Source organism: Cardiobacterium valvarum, from assembly GCF_900460955.1.
GTDB lineage: Bacteria > Pseudomonadota > Gammaproteobacteria > Cardiobacteriales > Cardiobacteriaceae > Cardiobacterium > Cardiobacterium valvarum.
In genome coordinates, this window is record NZ_UFUW01000001.1 from 578,983 (window position 1) to 597,311 (window position 18,329).

14 protein-coding genes are annotated in these 18,329 nt (G+C 59.6%); 8 read left to right on the forward strand and 6 right to left on the reverse strand.

Going from position 1 to position 18,329, the window contains the following annotated elements:
- Positions 1 to 13 precede the first annotated feature (13 nt).
- Entirely contained in the window at positions 14 to 421 is a 408-nt protein-coding gene (locus tag DY250_RS02845) for an OsmC family protein (RefSeq protein WP_115610831.1), read from the forward strand.
- Between the two features lie 129 nt (positions 422 to 550).
- Positions 551 to 964, forward strand: a complete 414-nt coding sequence (locus DY250_RS02850; RefSeq protein WP_115610832.1) for a nuclear transport factor 2 family protein — start codon at positions 551 to 553, stop codon at positions 962 to 964.
- Between the two features lie 264 nt (positions 965 to 1,228).
- Here DY250_RS02850 and speA read toward each other — a convergent pair whose 3' ends face one another.
- Positions 1,229 to 3,139, reverse strand: coding sequence for a biosynthetic arginine decarboxylase (gene speA, locus DY250_RS02855; protein WP_040389283.1), 1,911 nt, complete (start codon positions 3,137 to 3,139; stop codon positions 1,229 to 1,231).
- A 155-nt stretch (positions 3,140 to 3,294) separates the two neighbouring features.
- Between speA and DY250_RS15030 the strand changes: the two genes are divergently transcribed.
- Complete coding sequence (locus tag DY250_RS15030) at positions 3,295 to 3,513, forward strand: type II toxin-antitoxin system HicB family antitoxin (protein ID WP_115612747.1); 219 nt, start codon at positions 3,295 to 3,297, stop codon at positions 3,511 to 3,513.
- Positions 3,514 to 3,550: 37 nt separating this feature from the next.
- Here the strand turns inward: DY250_RS15030 and grxB are convergent, their stop codons facing one another.
- Together grxB and rapZ are read right to left on the reverse strand one after the other, a co-directional pair.
- A complete protein-coding gene (gene grxB / locus DY250_RS02865) occupies positions 3,551 to 4,198 on the reverse strand; it encodes a glutaredoxin 2 (RefSeq protein ID WP_115610833.1) in 648 nt (215 codons plus the stop codon).
- Positions 4,199 to 4,223: 25 nt separating this feature from the next.
- On the reverse strand, positions 4,224 to 5,096 hold the full coding sequence (gene rapZ, locus DY250_RS02870) for an RNase adapter RapZ (protein WP_115610834.1): 873 nt from the start codon (positions 5,094 to 5,096) through the stop codon (positions 4,224 to 4,226).
- Between the two features lie 108 nt (positions 5,097 to 5,204).
- Here rapZ and fumC point away from each other — a divergent pair, with 108 nt between their 5' ends.
- Together fumC and DY250_RS02880 are read left to right on the forward strand one after the other, a co-directional pair.
- Complete coding sequence (gene fumC, locus DY250_RS02875; RefSeq protein WP_006986095.1) at positions 5,205 to 6,593, forward strand: class II fumarate hydratase; 1,389 nt, start codon at positions 5,205 to 5,207, stop codon at positions 6,591 to 6,593.
- 225 nt (positions 6,594 to 6,818) lie between these two features.
- Positions 6,819 to 8,192, forward strand: a complete 1,374-nt coding sequence (locus tag DY250_RS02880; protein WP_040389285.1) for an anaerobic C4-dicarboxylate transporter — start codon at positions 6,819 to 6,821, stop codon at positions 8,190 to 8,192.
- Positions 8,193 to 8,256: 64 nt separating this feature from the next.
- Here the strand turns inward: DY250_RS02880 and ccmA are convergent, their stop codons facing one another.
- Both ccmA and DY250_RS02895 read right to left on the reverse strand, forming a co-directional pair.
- Positions 8,257 to 8,847, reverse strand: coding sequence for a heme ABC exporter ATP-binding protein CcmA (gene ccmA / locus DY250_RS02885; protein WP_115610835.1), 591 nt, complete (start codon positions 8,845 to 8,847; stop codon positions 8,257 to 8,259).
- Positions 8,848 to 9,088: 241 nt separating this feature from the next.
- The gene (locus DY250_RS02895) at positions 9,089 to 10,840 is read right to left on the reverse strand and encodes a choline/carnitine O-acyltransferase (RefSeq protein ID WP_115610836.1); all 1,752 of its coding nucleotides are present in this window, start codon (positions 10,838 to 10,840) and stop codon (positions 9,089 to 9,091) included.
- A gap of 141 nt (positions 10,841 to 10,981) precedes the next feature.
- Here DY250_RS02895 and DY250_RS02900 point away from each other — a divergent pair, with 141 nt between their 5' ends.
- Positions 10,982 to 16,066, forward strand: a complete 5,085-nt coding sequence (locus DY250_RS02900; RefSeq protein ID WP_115610837.1) for an alpha-2-macroglobulin family protein — start codon at positions 10,982 to 10,984, stop codon at positions 16,064 to 16,066.
- Positions 16,067 to 16,285: 219 nt separating this feature from the next.
- Here DY250_RS02900 and dtd read toward each other — a convergent pair whose 3' ends face one another.
- Positions 16,286 to 16,723 carry a D-aminoacyl-tRNA deacylase gene (dtd, locus tag DY250_RS02905; protein ID WP_115610838.1) on the reverse strand — a complete coding sequence of 146 codons (438 nt, stop codon included), beginning with the start codon at positions 16,721 to 16,723 and terminating at the stop codon, positions 16,286 to 16,288.
- A gap of 190 nt (positions 16,724 to 16,913) precedes the next feature.
- On the opposite strand from dtd, the gene pyrB reads away from it, so the two are divergent.
- Positions 16,914 to 17,960 (forward strand): aspartate carbamoyltransferase, encoded by a 1,047-nt coding sequence (gene pyrB / locus DY250_RS02910; RefSeq protein WP_006986104.1) that lies wholly within the window; start codon positions 16,914 to 16,916, stop codon positions 17,958 to 17,960.
- 13 nt (positions 17,961 to 17,973) lie between these two features.
- Complete coding sequence (locus DY250_RS02915) at positions 17,974 to 18,312, forward strand: P-II family nitrogen regulator (protein ID WP_006986105.1); 339 nt, start codon at positions 17,974 to 17,976, stop codon at positions 18,310 to 18,312.
- Positions 18,313 to 18,329: the final 17 nt, after the last annotated feature.

The following is an 18,329-nucleotide window of genomic DNA, read 5'->3' on the forward strand; positions in this document are numbered from 1 at the left end:
GGAACTGCCTATCATGCCTACCATCCGCGTTGAACACCTGGGAGCCCTGCGCAACCGCGCCACCCGCTATGACAACCAAAGCAGCGTCGCTAGCGACGCGCCTGCGGGCAGCGGCGGCAAGGGCGAGCACTTCTCGCCACTGGACCACTTCGCCGCTGCGCTGGCCTTCTGCTGCCTGACACAAATGGCGAAAAAAGCGGCGGCGCAAGGCATCGACAACCTGGCCGTCAGCGCGGACGTCGGTAAAAACATGGCCAACGACCCGTTACGCGTCAGCGAAATCATCATTGATTTCCATCTCAGCCGGACGCTGGACACTGACACCCGCCGCATCATCGAAACCGCCGCACGCCATTGCCCGGTCGCGAACAGCCTGTCCGCCGAACTCATACAGACTATGCGCTTCCATTACGACATCTGACCTGTCTCGAAACAGACAGCGCAAAACAGGCGGCCTACTGCCGCCTGTTTTAATTCCGCCCGCCCATAACCACATGGCCAAACCGCGTACCTGGGCTTTTCTCAAACTTAGTGGAGTATCGAAACCACGATGAATACCGCAAATTACCTCTATCACGCCTGGCATGAGGCGGCCAAAAACCGCGACACCGATGCCCTTATCGCCCTCTACCACGATGACGCTGAGCTAGAATCGCCGCTGGTGCCCATCATTCTGCAACGCGAAGACGGCATCTTGCGTGGCAAAGCCGAAATCCGAGCCTTCCTCGAAGAAGGCACACGCCGTCGCCCGAATGAATGGGTACGCTGGTACCGAGACGCCAACTACTACACTGGTGGCGACATCCTTATCTGGGAATACCCACGGCAAACCCCGGACGGCAACCAGGTGGACATCCTCGAACTCATGCAGCACCGCGACGGTAAAATCTACCGCCACCGTATCTACTGGGGCTGGTTCGGTACACAAATGCTGATTCACTCCGCGTTAGCCAAACAGGCATAGGTATCTGCCTGTCTTGGCGAGCGGAAAATTTCTAATCCGCAAAGAAGCATCACCTTCCCCGCTGAACGGGGTAATGCTTACGCAGCTTGGCTGTGAACCTGTATTTATCCCGCTTGGCGGGCTCAGTAATGACGCCGCTTGGCGAGCACAGTATTTACACCGCTTGACGGGGGCAGTATTGACGCCGCTTGGCGGCTGAAAAGCAGGGATAGAAAAAGCCCTTCCAGAGGAAGGGCTTTTGAGACGGGGAAAAGGGATTTCGGCTCACTGTTCGTAGTAGGTGTAGCCGCGCAGGCCCGCTTCGAAGGCGTTGACGAGGTGCTGGCGTTCGGCGGCGCTGATGGTGCCGCTGCGCACGGCGCGCTCGGCGGTTTGGCGGAATTGGGCGAGCAGGTTGTTCGGCTGGTATTCGACGTAGCTGAGCACGTCTGCCACGGAGTCGCCTTCGACTTCGCCGACGAAGTCGTAGCTGCCGTCTTCGTTGATGTAGATCGAGACGACGTGGGTGTCGCCAAGCAGGTTGTGCAGGTCGCCCAGGGTTTCCTGGTAGGCGCCGACGAGGAAGGCGCCGAGGTAGTATTCTTCGCCTTCTTTGATGTGGTGCAGCGGCAGGGCGCGGCTGACTTCGCCGTTTTCCGGGAAGCGGTCGATTTTGCCGTCGCTGTCGCAGGTCATGTCGGCGATGATGCTGTTGCGCGTCGGGCGTTCGAGGTGGCGGTGCAGCGGCACGACGGGGAAGATTTGGTCAATCGCCCAGGCGTCCGGCAGGGACTGGAAGACGCTGAAGTTGCCATAGTAGATGTCGGCGAGCATGGTTTTCAGTACTTCGGGCTCGGAGAGGGCGTCTGGGTTGCGCTCGGCGATTTTCTGCACTTCGGTCATGACGACCATGAAGATTTGTTCGACGCGGGAGCGGGTGCGCAGGTCAAGCTGGCCGCGCATGAAGCCGTCGCGTGCTTCGTCTCGGTAGTACACGGCGTCGTTGAAGCATTCCTGCACGGTTTTGTCCGACAGCATGCGGTAGCTTTCCATGAGGTTGTGCACGAGTTCGTTGTCTTCGTTGTTGTCGGCGGGCAGGCGGGCGTCGGTGTAGCCGGTCACGTCCAGGATGTTGAACATGAGGACGGTGGAGTAGGCGACGGTGGAACGGCCCGATTCGGTGACGATGGTCGGGTGTTCGATGCCTTTTTCGTCCATCACCGCCTGGATGGTTTCAACCACGTCCACGCAGTATTCTTCGAGGGTGTAGTTGCGCGAGTGGATGGCGGAGGTGCGGCTGCCGTCGTAGTCCACAGCGAGGCCACCACCGAGGTCGAGGAAGCGCATCGGTGCGCCTTCTTCGACGAGTTCGACGTAGTAGCGGCAGGCTTCGCGCACGCCGGTGCGGATGTCGCGGATATTCGGGATTTGCGAGCCGAGGTGGTAGTGCAGGAATTGCAGGCAGTCAAGCATTCCGGCCGCTTTGAGGCCGTCGATGACGCCGACGAGTTGGCTGGCGTTCAGGCCGAACATGGAGCGGTCGCCGCTGGTGGCGTTCCAGTGGCCGGAGACGTGCGAGAAGAGTTTGGCGCGTACGCCGATAACGGGGCGCACGCCCATCGCCTGCGAGCTTTCGACGATGATGGGCAATTCTGCCGGGGTTTCGATAACGAAGATGACCTGGAAGCCGAGTTTGGTCATGCCGAGGCCGAGTTCGACGAATTCGCGGTCTTTGTAGCCGTTGCAGACGATGAGCGGGCCGGGCTCGGTCAGCATGGAGAGGGCAATCATGAGTTCGGCTTTGGAGCCGGCTTCGAGGCCGTGCTGCCAGGGTTTGCCGAAGCGGACGATGTCTTCGATGACTTGCGCCTGCTGGTTCACCTTGATGGGGAAGACGCCCCGGTATTTGCCCCGGTAATGGCTGCTCGCGATGGCCTTGGCGAAGCTTTCGTTGATGAGGCGGATCTGGTTTTCGAGCAGGTTTTGCACGCGCAGCATCACGGGCATGGTTTTGCCGCGTACTTCCATGCCTTCAATGAGGTCGAGCATGGCGATTTCAGCGGTTTTGCCGCTTGCAAGCGGGGCGTTGATGACGAGGTTGCCGTCGTCGTTCAGGCGGAAGTAGCCCGCTCCCCAGCCGCTGATGCGGTAGAGTTCGTCGGCGTCGGCAATGGTCCAGTCGGTTTGTTGGTTCAATGCGGTTCCTTGGTTATCGGTGTGAGAGAAATGGGTGCCATAGATGCGGAGTGCTTTGGCATGGCGCGGCATTGTAAAGCCCTTCCCCTGTGGGGGAAGGGCTTTTTTGTGCAGACGGGGAAGCGCGAGTTTATTCTGCTTGGTGATTACTTGCTATTGACACGTCCCGCCTGACCACCCGCGCCAAACGCTTCCATGCCACCCTGCCGGAAAACCTGCTCGCCGCCATTGATGACTATGTCAAAACCCATAGTGGCAGCCGCAGCGGGTTTCTAGCCGATGCCGCCCGGGAAAACTGCGCAGCCATTAGGGTAAAACCCTGTATTTATCCCGCTTGGGCTGACCCGCACAACTTGTGCGGGAAGAGAAGATGACAATGAAAAAGGCGGCTTGAGCCGCCTTTTCGGCTGTTCATACCGCCTTGTCGCAATAAAGCGGCACACCGCTTTGTTTGGCCATATGCTCAACGTATAAGCGGATTTGCTCCGGATATTGCAGTCCTTTGACCATGGTCAGGTTGCGCAGTAGCGGGAAGGTGATGATGTCTTCATAGCCTAATTTTTCGCCGATATGCGCCTCGCTATGGATGAGCGCCGCCAGTTCGGGCAGGTCGGTGTGCAGTTGCGCAAGGTATTCGTCGGTGCGGGCTATGTTCTCTGCAAAATCACCAGTAATGGCGGTTTTCTTTTCTATGTAATAAGCGCGGGACGATGCGGTCGCAAATTCCGGCAGGCCGATTTGTACGCAGCGCGGCATAATCAGTTTGTTGGCGTATTTGCCAACTTTATCCAGCCAGGCCTGTATTTCCGGGCGGATGGTGTCATCCAGGTGTTCTTTGCCGGCGTATTCGTCCACGAAGCGCACGATGTCGAGGCTTTCGTCCATCGCCGTGCCGTCCGGCTTGACAAGTATCGGCACCACTTTTTCCCCGATGAGTGCGGTCGGCCCCGCTTCGTCATCATTGGCGAAGACCTCAAGCTCTACGGGCAGGCCGCGCAGGCCGAAAATCATGCGGGCGCGCACACAGAAGGGACAATGGTCGTAGATGTAGAGTTTCATGGTTGGCTCCTGGGTTGTGGTAAATTTATTCATGGTTGCTGCCTGACGCGTAGGCTTTTCTGTCGCGGTGTTCGATGTGCAGGCCGGGGAAGTCGGGTTTGAGCAGGGCGCCGATTTTTTCGGTGACGTACACGCTGCGGTGCTGGCCGCCGGTGCAGCCGATGCCGATAGTGAGGTAGGCGCGGTTGCTGCCCTGGACGAAGGCGGGTAGCCAGTTTTTCAGGTAGGCGGCGGTGTCGGCGACGAAGCGGCGCGGTTCGTCGTAGCGTTCGAGGAATTCGATAATGGGCGCATCGCTGCCGCTGTAGGCACGGATGGCGGGATCCCAGTAGGGGTTCGGCAGGAAACGCACGTCGAAGAGGAAGTCGGCATTCACCGGTGTGCCGTGTTTGAAGCCGAAGGATTGCAGGGTGATGATGAGCGAGGGCGCGGCATCGCCGAGGACGGTGCGCAGGCGGTCTTTGAGCTGGTAAACGCTGTAATGGCTGGTGTCGAGGATGATGTCGGCAAGGTTCATCAGCGGGTTCAGAAGGTGCCGCTCGTATTCGATGGCTTCCGGCAGGGCGCGCGGGTTTTCGGCATGGATGTGCAGCGGGTGCGGGCGGCGCGTTTCGCTGTAGCGGCGTACGAGGATGTCTGTGTCGGCAGTGAGGAAGAGGATCTGGATGTCCGCCAGCGTGCGCAGGTGGCGGATTTTTTCCGGCAGGGCGGCAAGGTCGGCAGCGTTACGCGAGTCCATGGCGACGGCGACGGGCTGCGGCTGTTTGCCGGCAAAATCGCGCACGAGGCTGTCAAGCAGTGCGCTCGGCAGGTTGTCGATGCAGTAGTAGCCGAGGTCTTCGAGGGTGTCGAGGGCAATGGTTTTGCCTGCCCCGGCCAATCCGGTGATGATGAGCATGGTGGTGTCCTTTCCTGGTGATGGGTGTGGATATTGTAGGCGCATTGCGGCGCCCCTGCACGGTGCGGGTGTTATAATTGCCACACTTTTCAACACGAGGTAAACACCATGACGACACGTACCGAACACGACACTATGGGTGAAGTGCAAGTTCCTTCCGAAGCCTACTGGGGCGCGCAAACGCAGCGCAGCTATCAGAACTTCAAAATCGGCGGGGAAACACTGCCCAAACCGGTGATTTATGCGCTGGCGCTGATCAAGAAGGCCGCCGCGCAGACCAATGCCGGGCTGGGCCGCATCCAGCAGGAACAGGCGGATTTGATTGTCCGCGCCGTTGATGACGTGCTCGCCGGCAAGCTGGATACGCAATTCCCGCTCGTCGTCTGGCAGACAGGTTCCGGTACGCAGTCAAATATGAACATGAACGAGGTGCTGGCCAACCGCGCTAACGAACTCGCCGGTACCGGGCTTGCCGCTTATAAGCCCGTGCACCCGAACGATCATGTCAACCACGCGCAATCTACCAACGACAGCTTCCCGACCGCCATTCACGTCGCCGCCGCGCAGGAAATCAACCGCTTGCTGATTCCGGCGGTGAAGAAACTGCGCGATACGCTGGATAAAAAAGCGAAAGAATTTGCCCCCATCGTCAAAATCGGCCGCACCCACCTGCAAGACGCCACCCCGCTGACCCTCGGCCAGGAATTTTCCGGCTATGTCAGCCAGCTTGATCATGGCCTCACCCGCCTGCAAGATGCGCTGCAAGGGCTTTATGAACTGCCGCTCGGCGGTACTGCAGTCGGTACCGGCTTGAACAGCCACCCCGACTACGCCGTCAAAGTCGCGAAACAGCTCGCCGACCTGTCCGGCCTGCCGTTTGTCACTGCGCCGAACAAATTTGAAGCGCTTGGCGGTCGTGATGCCGCCGTCTTCACATCCGGCGCATTGAAAACACTCGCCGCCAGCCTGAACAAAATCGCCAACGACGTGCGCTGGCTGGCTTCCGGCCCGCGCTGCGGCCTCGGCGAAATCAAAATTCCGGAAAACGAGCCAGGCTCCTCCATCATGCCGGGCAAAGTCAACCCGACCCAGTGCGAAGCGTTGTCCATGGTCTGCTGCCAGGTTTTCGGCAACGACGTCACCATCAACTTCGCAGGTGCTTCCGGCAACTTCGAGCTGAACGTCTATATGCCGGTCATCGCCTACAACCTGCTGCAATCCATCCGCCTGCTTGGTGACGCCTGCAACAGCTTCAACGACCACTGCGCCGTCGGCATTGAGCCGGTACCGGAAAAAATCGACTACTTCCTGCACCACTCGCTGATGCTGGTCACCGCGCTGAACCGCAAGATCGGCTACGAAAACGCGGCGAAAGTAGCGAAAACCGCCTACAAGAACGATAAATCGCTGCGCGAAACCGCGATTGAGCTTGGTCTTCTTTCCGGCGAAGAGTTTGACGAACTGGTCAAACCGGAAGACATGGTGCATCCGAAATAAACCCGTGCATAGCAAAAAGCGCTGCCGGAAGGCGGCGCTTTTTTGTACTTGCGAGGTGGCGGGGAACAGGCGCTCAAGCGGGATAACCACTGGGCCCGCCAAGCGGTGTAAATGCTGGGGGCGCGTAGATACTGGCCCCGTTAAGCGGCGCGCACAAAGCTCTGCATGGACAGATGGCAAGGCGTATCATACGTGCGCTTTTTTTCATCATCATTAGGAGGCATCATGTCTTTTTTCCTTGAGCACGCGCTCGTTTTCGAGTTCGTCATGCTCATCGGCTTTCTTTACGCGGGCAGCCGTTTCGGCGGCATCGGTCTCGGTGTCGTTTCCGGTATCGGTCTGCTTTTTGAAGTGCTGGTACTGCGTATGCCGCCCGGCAAACCGCCAGTCGAGGTTATGCTCGTTATTCTTGCCGTCGTTACCTGTGCCTCTGTGCTCGAAGCGGCGGGCGGCCTGAAATATATGTTGCAGGTTGCCGAGAAAATCCTGCGCAAGAATCCGAAGCGGGTCACCATTTTGGGCCCCATTGTTACCTGGGCAATGACGGTTATGCTCGGTACCGGCCACGCCGTCTATTCCATCATGCCGATCATTGGCGACATCGCCCTGAAGAACAATATCCGTCCGGAACGCCCGATGGCGGCTGCTTCCGTCGCCTCACAGCTGGCAATTACCGCCAGCCCCGTCTCGGCTGTGGTCGCGCTCTATTTGGATGACATCACCAAGATCCACTTCTTTGAAGGCGTGTCGCTGATTCAGATCGTGACCGTCACCATCACCGCCACCTTCTGCGGCACGATTGCGCTCTCGCTGTACAGTCTGCGTCGCGGCAAGGAATTGCAGGACGATCCGGAATACCAGCGCCGCATGCAAGATCCGGAATGGCGTGAGCGTATCCAGAACACCACCAGCACCACCCTGAACGAGCAGTTGCCGCCTGCTGCGCGTAACTCCGTGCTGCTCTTCATCCTCGCCCTCATCTGCATCGTCTTTGTTGCCATGTACAAACCGATTCGCACCGTGGTCGGCCCCGAAGGCAAACCGCTGCTGATCTCTATGGGCGTGATGATTCAAATGCTGATGCTCGCCTTCGGCGGCGTCATCCTCCTCGCCACCCGCACCAGCGTGTCAAAAGTCCCAAACGGCGTTGTCTTCAAATCGGGCATGGTGGCGACGGTTGCCATCTTCGGTATTGCCTGGATGAGCGACACCTACTTCAACTACGCCTTGCCGGTGTTCAAGGAAAGCGTCACGGAAATGGTCAAGAATGCGCCGTGGACCTTTGCCTTCGCGCTCTTCGCCGTGTCCGTACTCATCAACAGCCAGGCGGCAACGGCAAAAATCCTGCTACCGGTCGGCATTGGCCTCGGTATCCCTGCGCCAACTCTCATCGGCCTCATGCCGGCTACCTACGCCTACTTCTTCATCCCGAACTATCCGTCCGATATTGCAACTATCAACTTCGACGTGACCGGGACGACAAAAATCGGCAAATGGTATTTCAACCACAGCTTCATGGCGCCGGGTTTGGTTGGTGTTGTGACCGCCTGTTTAGTCGGTTTGGCACTGGCCAAAACCCTCATCGTACCGGGTGCTTAATCTTTCATCTGGCAATACCACAAAAAAGCCCGCTTGCGCGGGTTTTTTTATTGCGGGCGGCGCTTCATTGTCCTACCGCGCATACCGTCAGGCGGGGCAGCGCCAGCGGCTGGTGGCTGGTAATTACCGCCGCACCGCCGCCGGCGCGGTGCCGTTCGAGATGTTGCAGCAGGAGGGTGGTGGTCGCTGCATCCAGGGCCGTCAGCGGTTCGTCCAGCAGCCACAGCGGCGGCGTATCCAACCACAGACGGGCCAGTTGGCAACGCCGCTGCTGTCCTGCCGACAACAGGCGGCTTTGCCGCCCGTCGAGGTGGTCAATGCCGACGGCAGCCAGGGCTGCGTCCAGCCGTGTTTCCAGCCCGGCTCCGCTCATGCCGTGATAGAGGCGGGCGGCATAGCGCAAATTCTCGCGCACGCTCAATGTGCCCTTGATACCCGGGCGGTGGCCGAGATAGAGCAGCGGTACATGGCGGCGGATGGTGCCGTGTTGCGGCGTGAGTAGCCCCGCCAGTGCCTGCAACAGCGTGGTTTTACCGCTGCCGTTCTCGCCGGTGAGGTGGATGATGTCGCCTGCAGCAATGTGCAGGTGATAATGGCGCAGCAACAGGGTGCTGCCTTTGAGCAAGGTGAGGTTGTCGGCTTCGAGCAGGTTCATGGGCAGATAGAAATGGCGTAAGGCGTGGCATTATCCCTGATTTGGGTGGGTGTGCCTGGTTTCGTTTGCGCGATTTCACCGCTGCCGGAACTGGTTGGAAAAGAACAGGCGGCTTTGGAAAAACTGTGAGCGTAAGTTGAGTACCCGTCTGCAAATGGTAGTTTTGGCTTTCTTGGGAGTCCTGCTACGAAGACTATAAACACGTTCTCAGTCTTATCTGAAACGACTATAAAACCCGGCTCTATACTTCATCCTGCGGCTCACTCAGCGCCAGGATACGCAACAGTTGTTTGATGCCCGCCTGCACCGCCGTGGCGAATTTCTGTATTTCCCGCGTGCGGTTGCGCGGGTGAGTGAGGACGAGGTTGATGTTGTTGCGGTTGTAGGTGTAGTTGATGGCGATGTTTTCCGCTCTGCCGGCGGTGAAAGCGATGTAGCTGAGGATGCCGTGGCAGCCGAGGCTGATGGTCGAGATGTAGTTTTGTGTGAGGGTGAGGTAGCCGGGGTCGGTGAAGAAGGCGGGGATGTCCTGTTTTTGTTCGCGGGCGATGCTTTCCAGGCCGAGCAAGTGGCCGTACACGTCTTCGCCGTGCAGGCAGTGCGCTTTACGCATCAGATGTTCTTCGTTGTATGCCTCGATAAGCGGCAGGATACTGCTGCTGTCGGCAAGGCTGTAGATAGCGGTGGCAGCGGCTTTTGAGGTGGCGGTGACGGTCTGCATATAGCATTTGCGCCCGTTGGTGTAGTGGCGCATGTCGATGTTTTCGCGGCTGCTGCGCACGGTTTTGTGCACTTTGTATTGGGCGTATTGCAGGGCGATTTGCATCAGCGCGTCGGGGTCGTTGTGTTTGAGCAGGTGTTGTTCCTGGTCGTTGAGGTAGAGGTCGTAGATGCCGGTGGTATAGCTTTCGGCGTGGTGACGGTATTCGGCCAGCGCTTCTTTGATGAGTTTGTAGGTGCCGCTGTCCTGTTCTTTGGTTTCGTGTTTGTCGATTTGCCAGTCAAGCGGGGCGAGGTTGAGGTCGTCCGGCAGGGTATTCTTGCGCTGGATTTTGCCGTCGTGCTGGTTTTTTTGTGCAAGGGCAAGGATGTCGGCAAGGCTGGAGGCGTCAATCCAGCTGCTTTCGCTGTGCAGGAAGTAGCGGTCGTCGCTGAGGTTGCAGCGGTAGTTGAGCGGTTTGTAGGCCCAGAAGGCGCTGCCGTCGGAAAAAGCAGCGTCATTCAGCGCGTCTTCGTCGTCGATGATGTGCGCGTCGTCAAGGCTCAGGATAAAGAGGGATTTTTCAATGCTCTGCCAGATGGCGGCGTTTTCGCTACGGCTGTTGAGCTGGGCGCGGATTTCGCGTGCCTGTTCGTTCGGGAAAACACTCGGCGCGGCAAAGGGCAGGTCAGGTGCTTCCGCGTCGTTATGGATGAGCCGGTAGAGGGTGTTTTCGATTTGCGCCGGGCTCGCGATACCGCCCTTGTTGTCGAGGATGTCCATCGTCCAGCCGCGCCCTTTGTAGAGAATGTTGATGTGGCGGGCGGAGCTGTCGTCTTCGTTGAAAAGGTACTGGTCGCACTCCGGCATGGGGCGGCGACAAGCACCGAGTAGGATGCGCCATTGTTCGCGACAGGTGTCGTCGCCGCACGTTATCTCGCCGTGCAGGTAGTCGCGGTGTACTCGTGCAAGAGCATGGACGAAATGGGAGACGCGCTTCAGCCCGCTCTGCGGCGCTTTCCATTCGATTTTCATGGTCTGGTTGCCGGCAAGAGGTAGGCTGCCACGGTTGGCAAGGCGCAGGTTGCGCCAGTAGTCAATCAGCCAGGAATCGGGCGCGGCGATGGCGGCGCGCTGTTCAAGCAGGCGTTGCAGTTTCGGCGCGTCGAGGTGGCGGAAGTCGGCCAGCGCCTGTTCGCTGTTGCGGTAGGTTTTGTCGTCCACCAGCGGGCGTAGCCATTGCTGGTAGGTGATGAGAGTGTCGCCGAGGTCGGGTAGGGGCAGGGTGTTCACGGGTGTTACGGGGCGCAAATGATAATTTGCCGATAGTCTAGCAGGCTTCAAGCGGGGCGGTTTCCTTGCAATGTATCCCGAAAAACCAATGCGGATTTGCTAAAATCCACACCGTTTCCCACACACCCAACAGGATGCCCCATGAACTTCAAAAACCACCTCGCTGCCGCCATTGCTGCCGTCCTCGCCATCACCGCCCACGCCGCGCCACGCTGGGACGATAAAACCCTCGCTGCCGCCCGCGCCAAAGCCGAAGCCGACATTGATCAATACCTGCAAAAAGGCAGCGGCCCGGTTGCCAAACTCGCCAACGAAGACATCCGTGCCTGGCTGGCCAACGCCAAATACAGCAAAGTCAAAAAGGGGGCACCTGACATCAAGAGTTATGCCCGCCTGCAAAACCGGGCGGAGTTGCTGGGCAAACTTATCAACCGCAGCGCATATAGCGCGTATGGCGACAACACCCAGGAAACCGCTTACCGCGCCCTGCTCGTCGCTTCCCCCGACGTGCGCGGCTCGCAAACCGCCTATATTGACGACACCCTCGCCCTCTACGAAGCCATCATGCGCGACGACAGCGACAGCATCCCCTTTGCCATTGCCGCTCTCGACAAACTGAGCAGCCAGTACAGCGAAGAACAGCGCAAACAATATGCCTATCTGCGCGAGCGTTTTGCCTTCAACCTGAGCAGCATCGACAGTGACAACAACCAGGACAAACCGCGTATCTGCCTTGAATTTAATAACCCCGTCCTCGCCGAGCCGCTGCAAAACTGGAAACAGTACATCAGCGTCACCCCCGCGCCCGAAGGCGAAGGCCGCTATTCTGGCGATAAACTCTGCTACACCGGCCAGTGGCAGACCGAATACACCTTCAAAATCGATCCCAAACTCGCCGCCCAGAACCACATGGAACTCGGTATGGCGATTGAGCGCACCGTTGACACCGACGACCGTGCGCCGCTGGTGCGTTTCGCCACCCGTGGCAAAACCCTCGAACTCACCCCGGACGCCGCGCTGACCATCGAAACCGCGAACACCGGCGGCAAAATCAACGTCGAACTGTGGCAAATTCCCGGTAACAACCTCGCCGGCGACGCGCACAACGCCATTGACAACCCCGACAGCTTCGAAAAATACGACCTCCACGATAACGCCAGCCTTATCTGGCAAGGCAGCTTTGAACCGGAAAAAAGCGAGCGTAACGCCATCACGCAAAGCCGCCTCGCTTTCAAAGACATGGCGGGTGACGATGCCCGTGCAGGCGTGTACGTCCTCAGCGTGCGCGACGACGACAGCTACCAGAACACCCTGCTTGGCTTCACCGTCACCGATCAGGGGCTGACCGCCTATCAGACCCGCGACGGCATCCTTGCCGAACTGCGCGACCTGAAAACCAGCTCCCCCGTCACCCACCAGAAAGTCACCCTCTACGCCCAAAATAACCGCATCCTCGGCGAAGCCGAAACCGATGGCCAAGGCATCGCCCGCTTCACCCGTGCGCAAACCAGCGGCAAAGAAGCAGACGCCCCCAGCCACATCATCAGCCAAAAAGAACACCACCTCGCCTACCTGCGCGTTGCCGGACAAGGCGTCGACCTCTCGGACAAAGGCGCGAACGGCGACAAACAGGCCAATCCAACCCTCGACCACTGGACCTGGCACGATCGCGGCGCTTACCGCCCGAAAGACACCATCAACGCCCTGTGGCTCTTCAAAACCCCGGACGGCAAAGCCTTCAGCGATACCCCGCTGTGGCTGGACATCTACCGTCCGGACGGCACCCTTGTGCACAGCCAGCTGCTTGAAGCCGACGCCAGCGGAGCCTACCGCTACAGCGCCGAAATCCCTGCCACCGCGCGCCTGGGTAACTGGAACATCCGCATCAGCCTCGGCAAAGGCGGCACCATCGTTGTGGACGAAACCTACCTCGTGGATAGCATCATCCCGCAACAAATCGAAAACAAACTCGCCGTCAAAGCCGAAGAAAACAAAGCCGAACTCGATTACAGCGCCGACTGGCTCTACGGGGCACCTGCCGCCAGCCTCCTGACCGACGGCCAGTGGCGCATCACCAACGACGACTTCGCGCAAACCCACAACGAATGGACAGGCTGGCAGATTGGCCGCCACGACGAAGCCGCGCCTAGTGGCAACAACCAGAAAATAGAAAACGGCGACACCGACAAAGACGGCAAACGCCACATCGCCATCGAGGCACTGGACCGCCCCGCCGGCACCCGCCCGCAAGCCCTCTACGCCGAAGTCCGCCTCACCGCGCCGGACGGCAGCACCATCAGCGCTAACCACACTGCACCGCTACCGCGCACCGCTCCCTACATCGCCCTCAAGGCGGGCGAAAACGGCGCACAAATCGCCGCTATCGACGACAAAGGCGCCCAACAAGCCGACACCCTCGAATGGACGCTCTACCGCGTCGAACGCAACTGGTACTGGTACAACAGCGAAGGCGAGTGGAAATACGAAAACAACGACAGCCGCGAACCGCTGAAAAAAGGCAGCATCAACACCGACGGCAAAACCCCGGCCAACCTTGACCTGCCCTTTGACGGCGACGGCATCTACGTCCTCGAAGTGCGCGGCAAAACCCCGGCCAGCGCCGCCAGCCTCGAAATCACGCGCGGCTGGTACGGCGACCCCAACCAGAACAGCCCGGCGACCATCACCCTCGCCACCAACCAGCCGACCTACAAAAAAGGCGACACCCTCACCGTCAACGTACAAGCCCCGTTTGACGGCAAAGCCACCGTCAAAGTCGCCAGCCGTGACACCATCGCCGAAAACCACGAACTCGAACTCAAAAACGGCAAAGGCCAAATCCAGATCCCGTGGCAAGACAACTGGGAACAAGGCGTCTGGCTGCTGGCGAACGCCTGGAACGACAACGCCCGCGACCACAACCGCCGCGCCGTCGGCCTCTACTGGGTCGGCGCCGACCTGGCCGACCGCCGCCTCGTGCCGCAACTCAAACTGCCGGAAAACCCGCAGCCAGAACAACCCTACACCGTTGGCGTTCACGTCCCCGAAGCGGGTGACAACACCTGGGTCAACCTCGCCATCATTGACGACGGCCTCTACCAAATCGCCGCGCCAAGCTTCACCGACCCGCTCGAAGCCTTCTTCGGCAAAAAACAACCCACCCTCGCCCTCTACGACACCTTCGGCAGCATCATCCGCCAGACCAACGCCCGCCTCGCTGCCCTGCGTAGCGGTGCCGATGGCGGAGCCGCCAGCGAACGTGCGGCCCTTGCCGACCTGCCCGACCTCGATATCGACCTCATCAGCGCCTGGAGCGGCCCGCTCAAAGTCGATGCCGACGGCAACGTGAACTACACCATGCCCGTGCCGCACTACAACGGCCGCCTGCGCATCATGGCTGCCGCCTACAACGCGGACAAAACCGGCACCGCCGAAGAAACCGCCATCATCAAAGCGCCGGTCGTCGCCGAACTGCATGCTCCGCGCTACCTGAGCGCGGACGACAGCGGCATCTTCACCCTGCGCCTGCACAACACCACCGACAAAGCGCAGAACCTCAAAATCAACCTGAGTACCGACAACCTCGAACTCGCGGGCGAAGCCATCCCGGAAACCACCCTCGAGCCCGACCAAACCGTCACCCTCAAATACCCCTACCGCGTTACCGCGAGCGGCGATGCCCACATCAAAGCAGAAATCAGCGGTGACAACACCCAGAGCCTCGAACGGCGCATCCCCATCCGTGCAGCTGCCCTGCCGCAAGTGCGCACCCAGTACCAACGCCTGGATGGCGGCGCTACCCTCGAATACAGCGACCTGCGCGATGCCCGCCTCAGCCTGAACAGCGGCATCCCCTACAACCCGACGCCGTACCAGCAACAACTCGCCGACTACCCGCTGGGTTGCAGCGAACAAACCACCGGCAAACTGTGGGGACTCATCGGCGCCGAAAAAGCCGACCGTGACGCCATCCGCGCCGCCGAAAACCGTCTGGCCAACCTTGCGCACTGGGACGGCAGCTACAGCCTGTGGGGCTACGGCAAAGAAAACCGCTGGCTCACCGCCTACATCGGCGAAGCCCTCATCCAGCTGCAAAAACGCCAGGAACTGCTGAACCCCTCACAGCTCACCCGCCTGCTCGGACAATTGCGCAGCGGCAACGACGGCAGCTACCGCCCCGAAACCGCGCATGAAGACAGCTACGCCTACTACACCCTGGCGTACGCCGAAGAACCCGTACGCGGCAACCTCCTGCGTTACCACCGCGAAGCCGGCGACAAACTCAGCCTCAGCGACAGCCTCGACATCGCAACCGCCCTCGCCCTGCTTGGCGAATACCAGACCGCGAGCGAACGCCTGGCCGGCGGCAGCAGCGAAGACGACGCCAAGACCTACGGCTACAGCAGCACGACCAGCCTCGCCGCGCACAACCTCGTCCGCCTGAAACAACTCGAAACCCTGTGGCAAAACATCAGCAACGACCCGCAGCAAACCCAAAAAACCATCAGCCGCCTGCGTGACATCGAACGCGACAAACTCGCCGCCGCGCTCGCGCATGACCGCTACCACAGCACCCAGGAACTCGCCTGGCTGGTGCGCCTCGCCGTGGTTGCACCCAAACTTGCCGCTGACACCCCGATCGAAATCAACGGCAAAAAAGCGACCCTCGCCGACCTCGAAAAAAGCGAATACAACGGCGCGGTGCGCATCACCAACCCGGGCAAAGACGCCCTGTGGCTGGACGCGCAAGACCTGCACACCCCGCCTGCGGACAAAGCGGACAACAACGGCTGGGAAATCACCCTGCGCTACGAAGATGCAAACGGCACCGCGCTGGATCCGGCCAAACTGCCGAACAACACCGACATCAGCATCACCGCGACCTTCACCCCGAAACTTGCGGATAACAGCGGCAGCCAGAGCGACCTCATCTACACCTACCCCGTTCCGGCAGGCATCAAACTGAGCGCCCTGCGCGATAACCCGAACGACGCCGACGGGGATGGTGAAGACGATAACACCATGCACTACCAGTACCGGGAAAACCGCGACGACCGCCATATCGCCGCCTTCACCGCCTACGGCAAACCGCAACCGTTCAGCTACACCATCTACGGCAGAACGACCGGCGCCGGCACCTGGCATGCTCCTGGTGCAACCCTGGAAAACATGTACCGTCCGGAAGAACACGCCCGTCAGGCGGCACAAACCATCAACATCCAGTAAGCGACCGCTTAACAACCTACAAAAAACCGCCCTCCGGGGCGGTTTTTCCATATCTCACAAACCCGGCAACCCTGCCGCTTGGCGGGGCCAGTAATGACGCCGCTTGGCGGGCGGCATTGATGCCCCCCTTACCAAGAACGCAAAAGCAGGCTTGCGCCTGCTCTCCATAAAGACCTCCCCCACTGGGGGAGATTTTTTATCGTGCACGAAGGCGCTTCGCTACACCTGCAACCAGAACGTCACCGGGCCGTCGTTAACCAGCGCCACCTGCATATGCGCGCCGAAGACGCCGCTTTGCACGCGCGGGTATTCCCGCTGCACGTCGGCGCAGAAGCGGGCGAACATCGCTTCCGCCGCATCCGGTGGCATCGCCGGGTCGAAGCCGGGACGGTTGCCTTTTGCGGTGTTGGCGGCGAGGGTGAATTGCGAGACGAGCAGCAGTTCGCCCGCCGCATCAATCACATTCAGGTTCATTTTGCCGTCGGCGTCGGCAAATACGCGGTAGTTCAGCAGTTTTTGCTGCAAGCGGGCGGCCTGTGCGGCGGTATCGGTTTTTTCGATGCCGATAAGCGCCAGGAGGCCGTGCCCGATGGCGGCGACCGTTGCGTCGTCCACTGTCACCGAGGCTTCATTGACCCGCTGAATCAGGGCAATCATTCATTCTCTCCGGATGTTCATCAGAATTTCCTTTTTAGTTGAACCCCTGTCATTTATGGCAGAAGATTTAAAGGGGAGAGGCAAGAGCTCTTCCATTTCAGGGCAACATTAGGGTAACGCTTTATATGTTGTTCTGTGTGTTGAAACATGACAGGTTTATAATGCAGTAAATTCACACGGAGCCAAAACCATGTCACTAGCCGGTCGTCATATCCTTTCCATCGACCAATTCACCCGCCCCGATCTCGAAGCCCTGCTCGCTGTCGCGCAGACGCTCGAACCGGTCGCCCGCCGCCAGTACCGCTGCAATGTTCTTGACGGCGCGGTCATGGCCAACCTCTTCTTTGAAGCCAGCACCCGCACCCGCATCAGCTTCCATACCGCCTTCTCCCGCCTGGGTGGCCGCGTCTGCGACACCACCGGCTTCACCTTCTCCTCCATTTCCAAAGGCGAATCGCTGGAAGATACTGCGCGCGTTATCGCCGGCTATGCTGACGCTATCGTCATGCGCCACCCGGAAACCGGCTCGGTCGCCCAATTCGCCAAGGGCCTGCGCGTGCCGGTCATCAATGCAGGCGACGGCACCGGCGAACACCCCAGCCAGGCACTGCTGGACTACTACACCATCAGCAGCGAGTTTGCCCGCCTCGGCAAAACCATCGACGGCATGACCATCGCCATGGTCGGCGACCTGAAACATGGCCGCACCATCCATTCGCTCTGCCGCCTGCTGCGCCTCTTCCGCAACATCACCTTCCATTTCGTCGCTCCGCCCGCCCTTGCCGCGCCGCAGGAACTGCTCGACAGCTTGAAAACCGCCGGCCACCACGTGCGCGAGTTTGACAGCATCGCCAGTGGCCTGCCCGGCGCGGATGTGGTGTACGCCACCCGCATTCAGCGCGAGCGCATCGAAGGCGGCGAAGAAATGGAAGGCTACAGCGAGGATTACCGCATCAATCACACCGCCATCACGGAATATGCGCCGAAAGACATCATCATCATGCACCCGCTGCCGCGCGACAGCCGTCCCGGCGCCTTCGACCTCGCTACCGACCTCGACACCCTGCCGAATCTCGCCATCTTCCGCCAGGCGGACAACGGCGTGACCATGCGCATGGCGATGTTTGCAATGGCGCTGGACGTGCACAAGGACATTGACCGCCACTTCCATAAGTGGGAAGGCTACCGCCCGCGTCGTTACAGCGACAGCGACGCCGATTTCTACCAATTCGACTAAGTGAAGCACGCCGATGAAGATGATCACCGCCATCATCAAGCCGTTCAAACTCGATGACGTGCGCGAAGCCCTGTCCGACATCGGCGTGCAGGGCATCACTGTCACCGAAGTAAAAGGCTTCGGACGGCAGAAAGGGCACACCGAACTCTATCGCGGCGCGGAATACGTTATTGATTTCCTGCCGAAACTGAAACTGGAAATCGCGGTCAGCGATGATCTTGCCGGGCGGGTGGTGGAAACCATCCGCGACACTGCCAACTCCGGCAAAATCGGCGACGGCAAAATCTTCGTCACCTCGCTGGAACGGGTGGTGCGCATCCGCACCGGCGAACTGGACGATGAAGCACTATGAACAACCATCCCACCAAC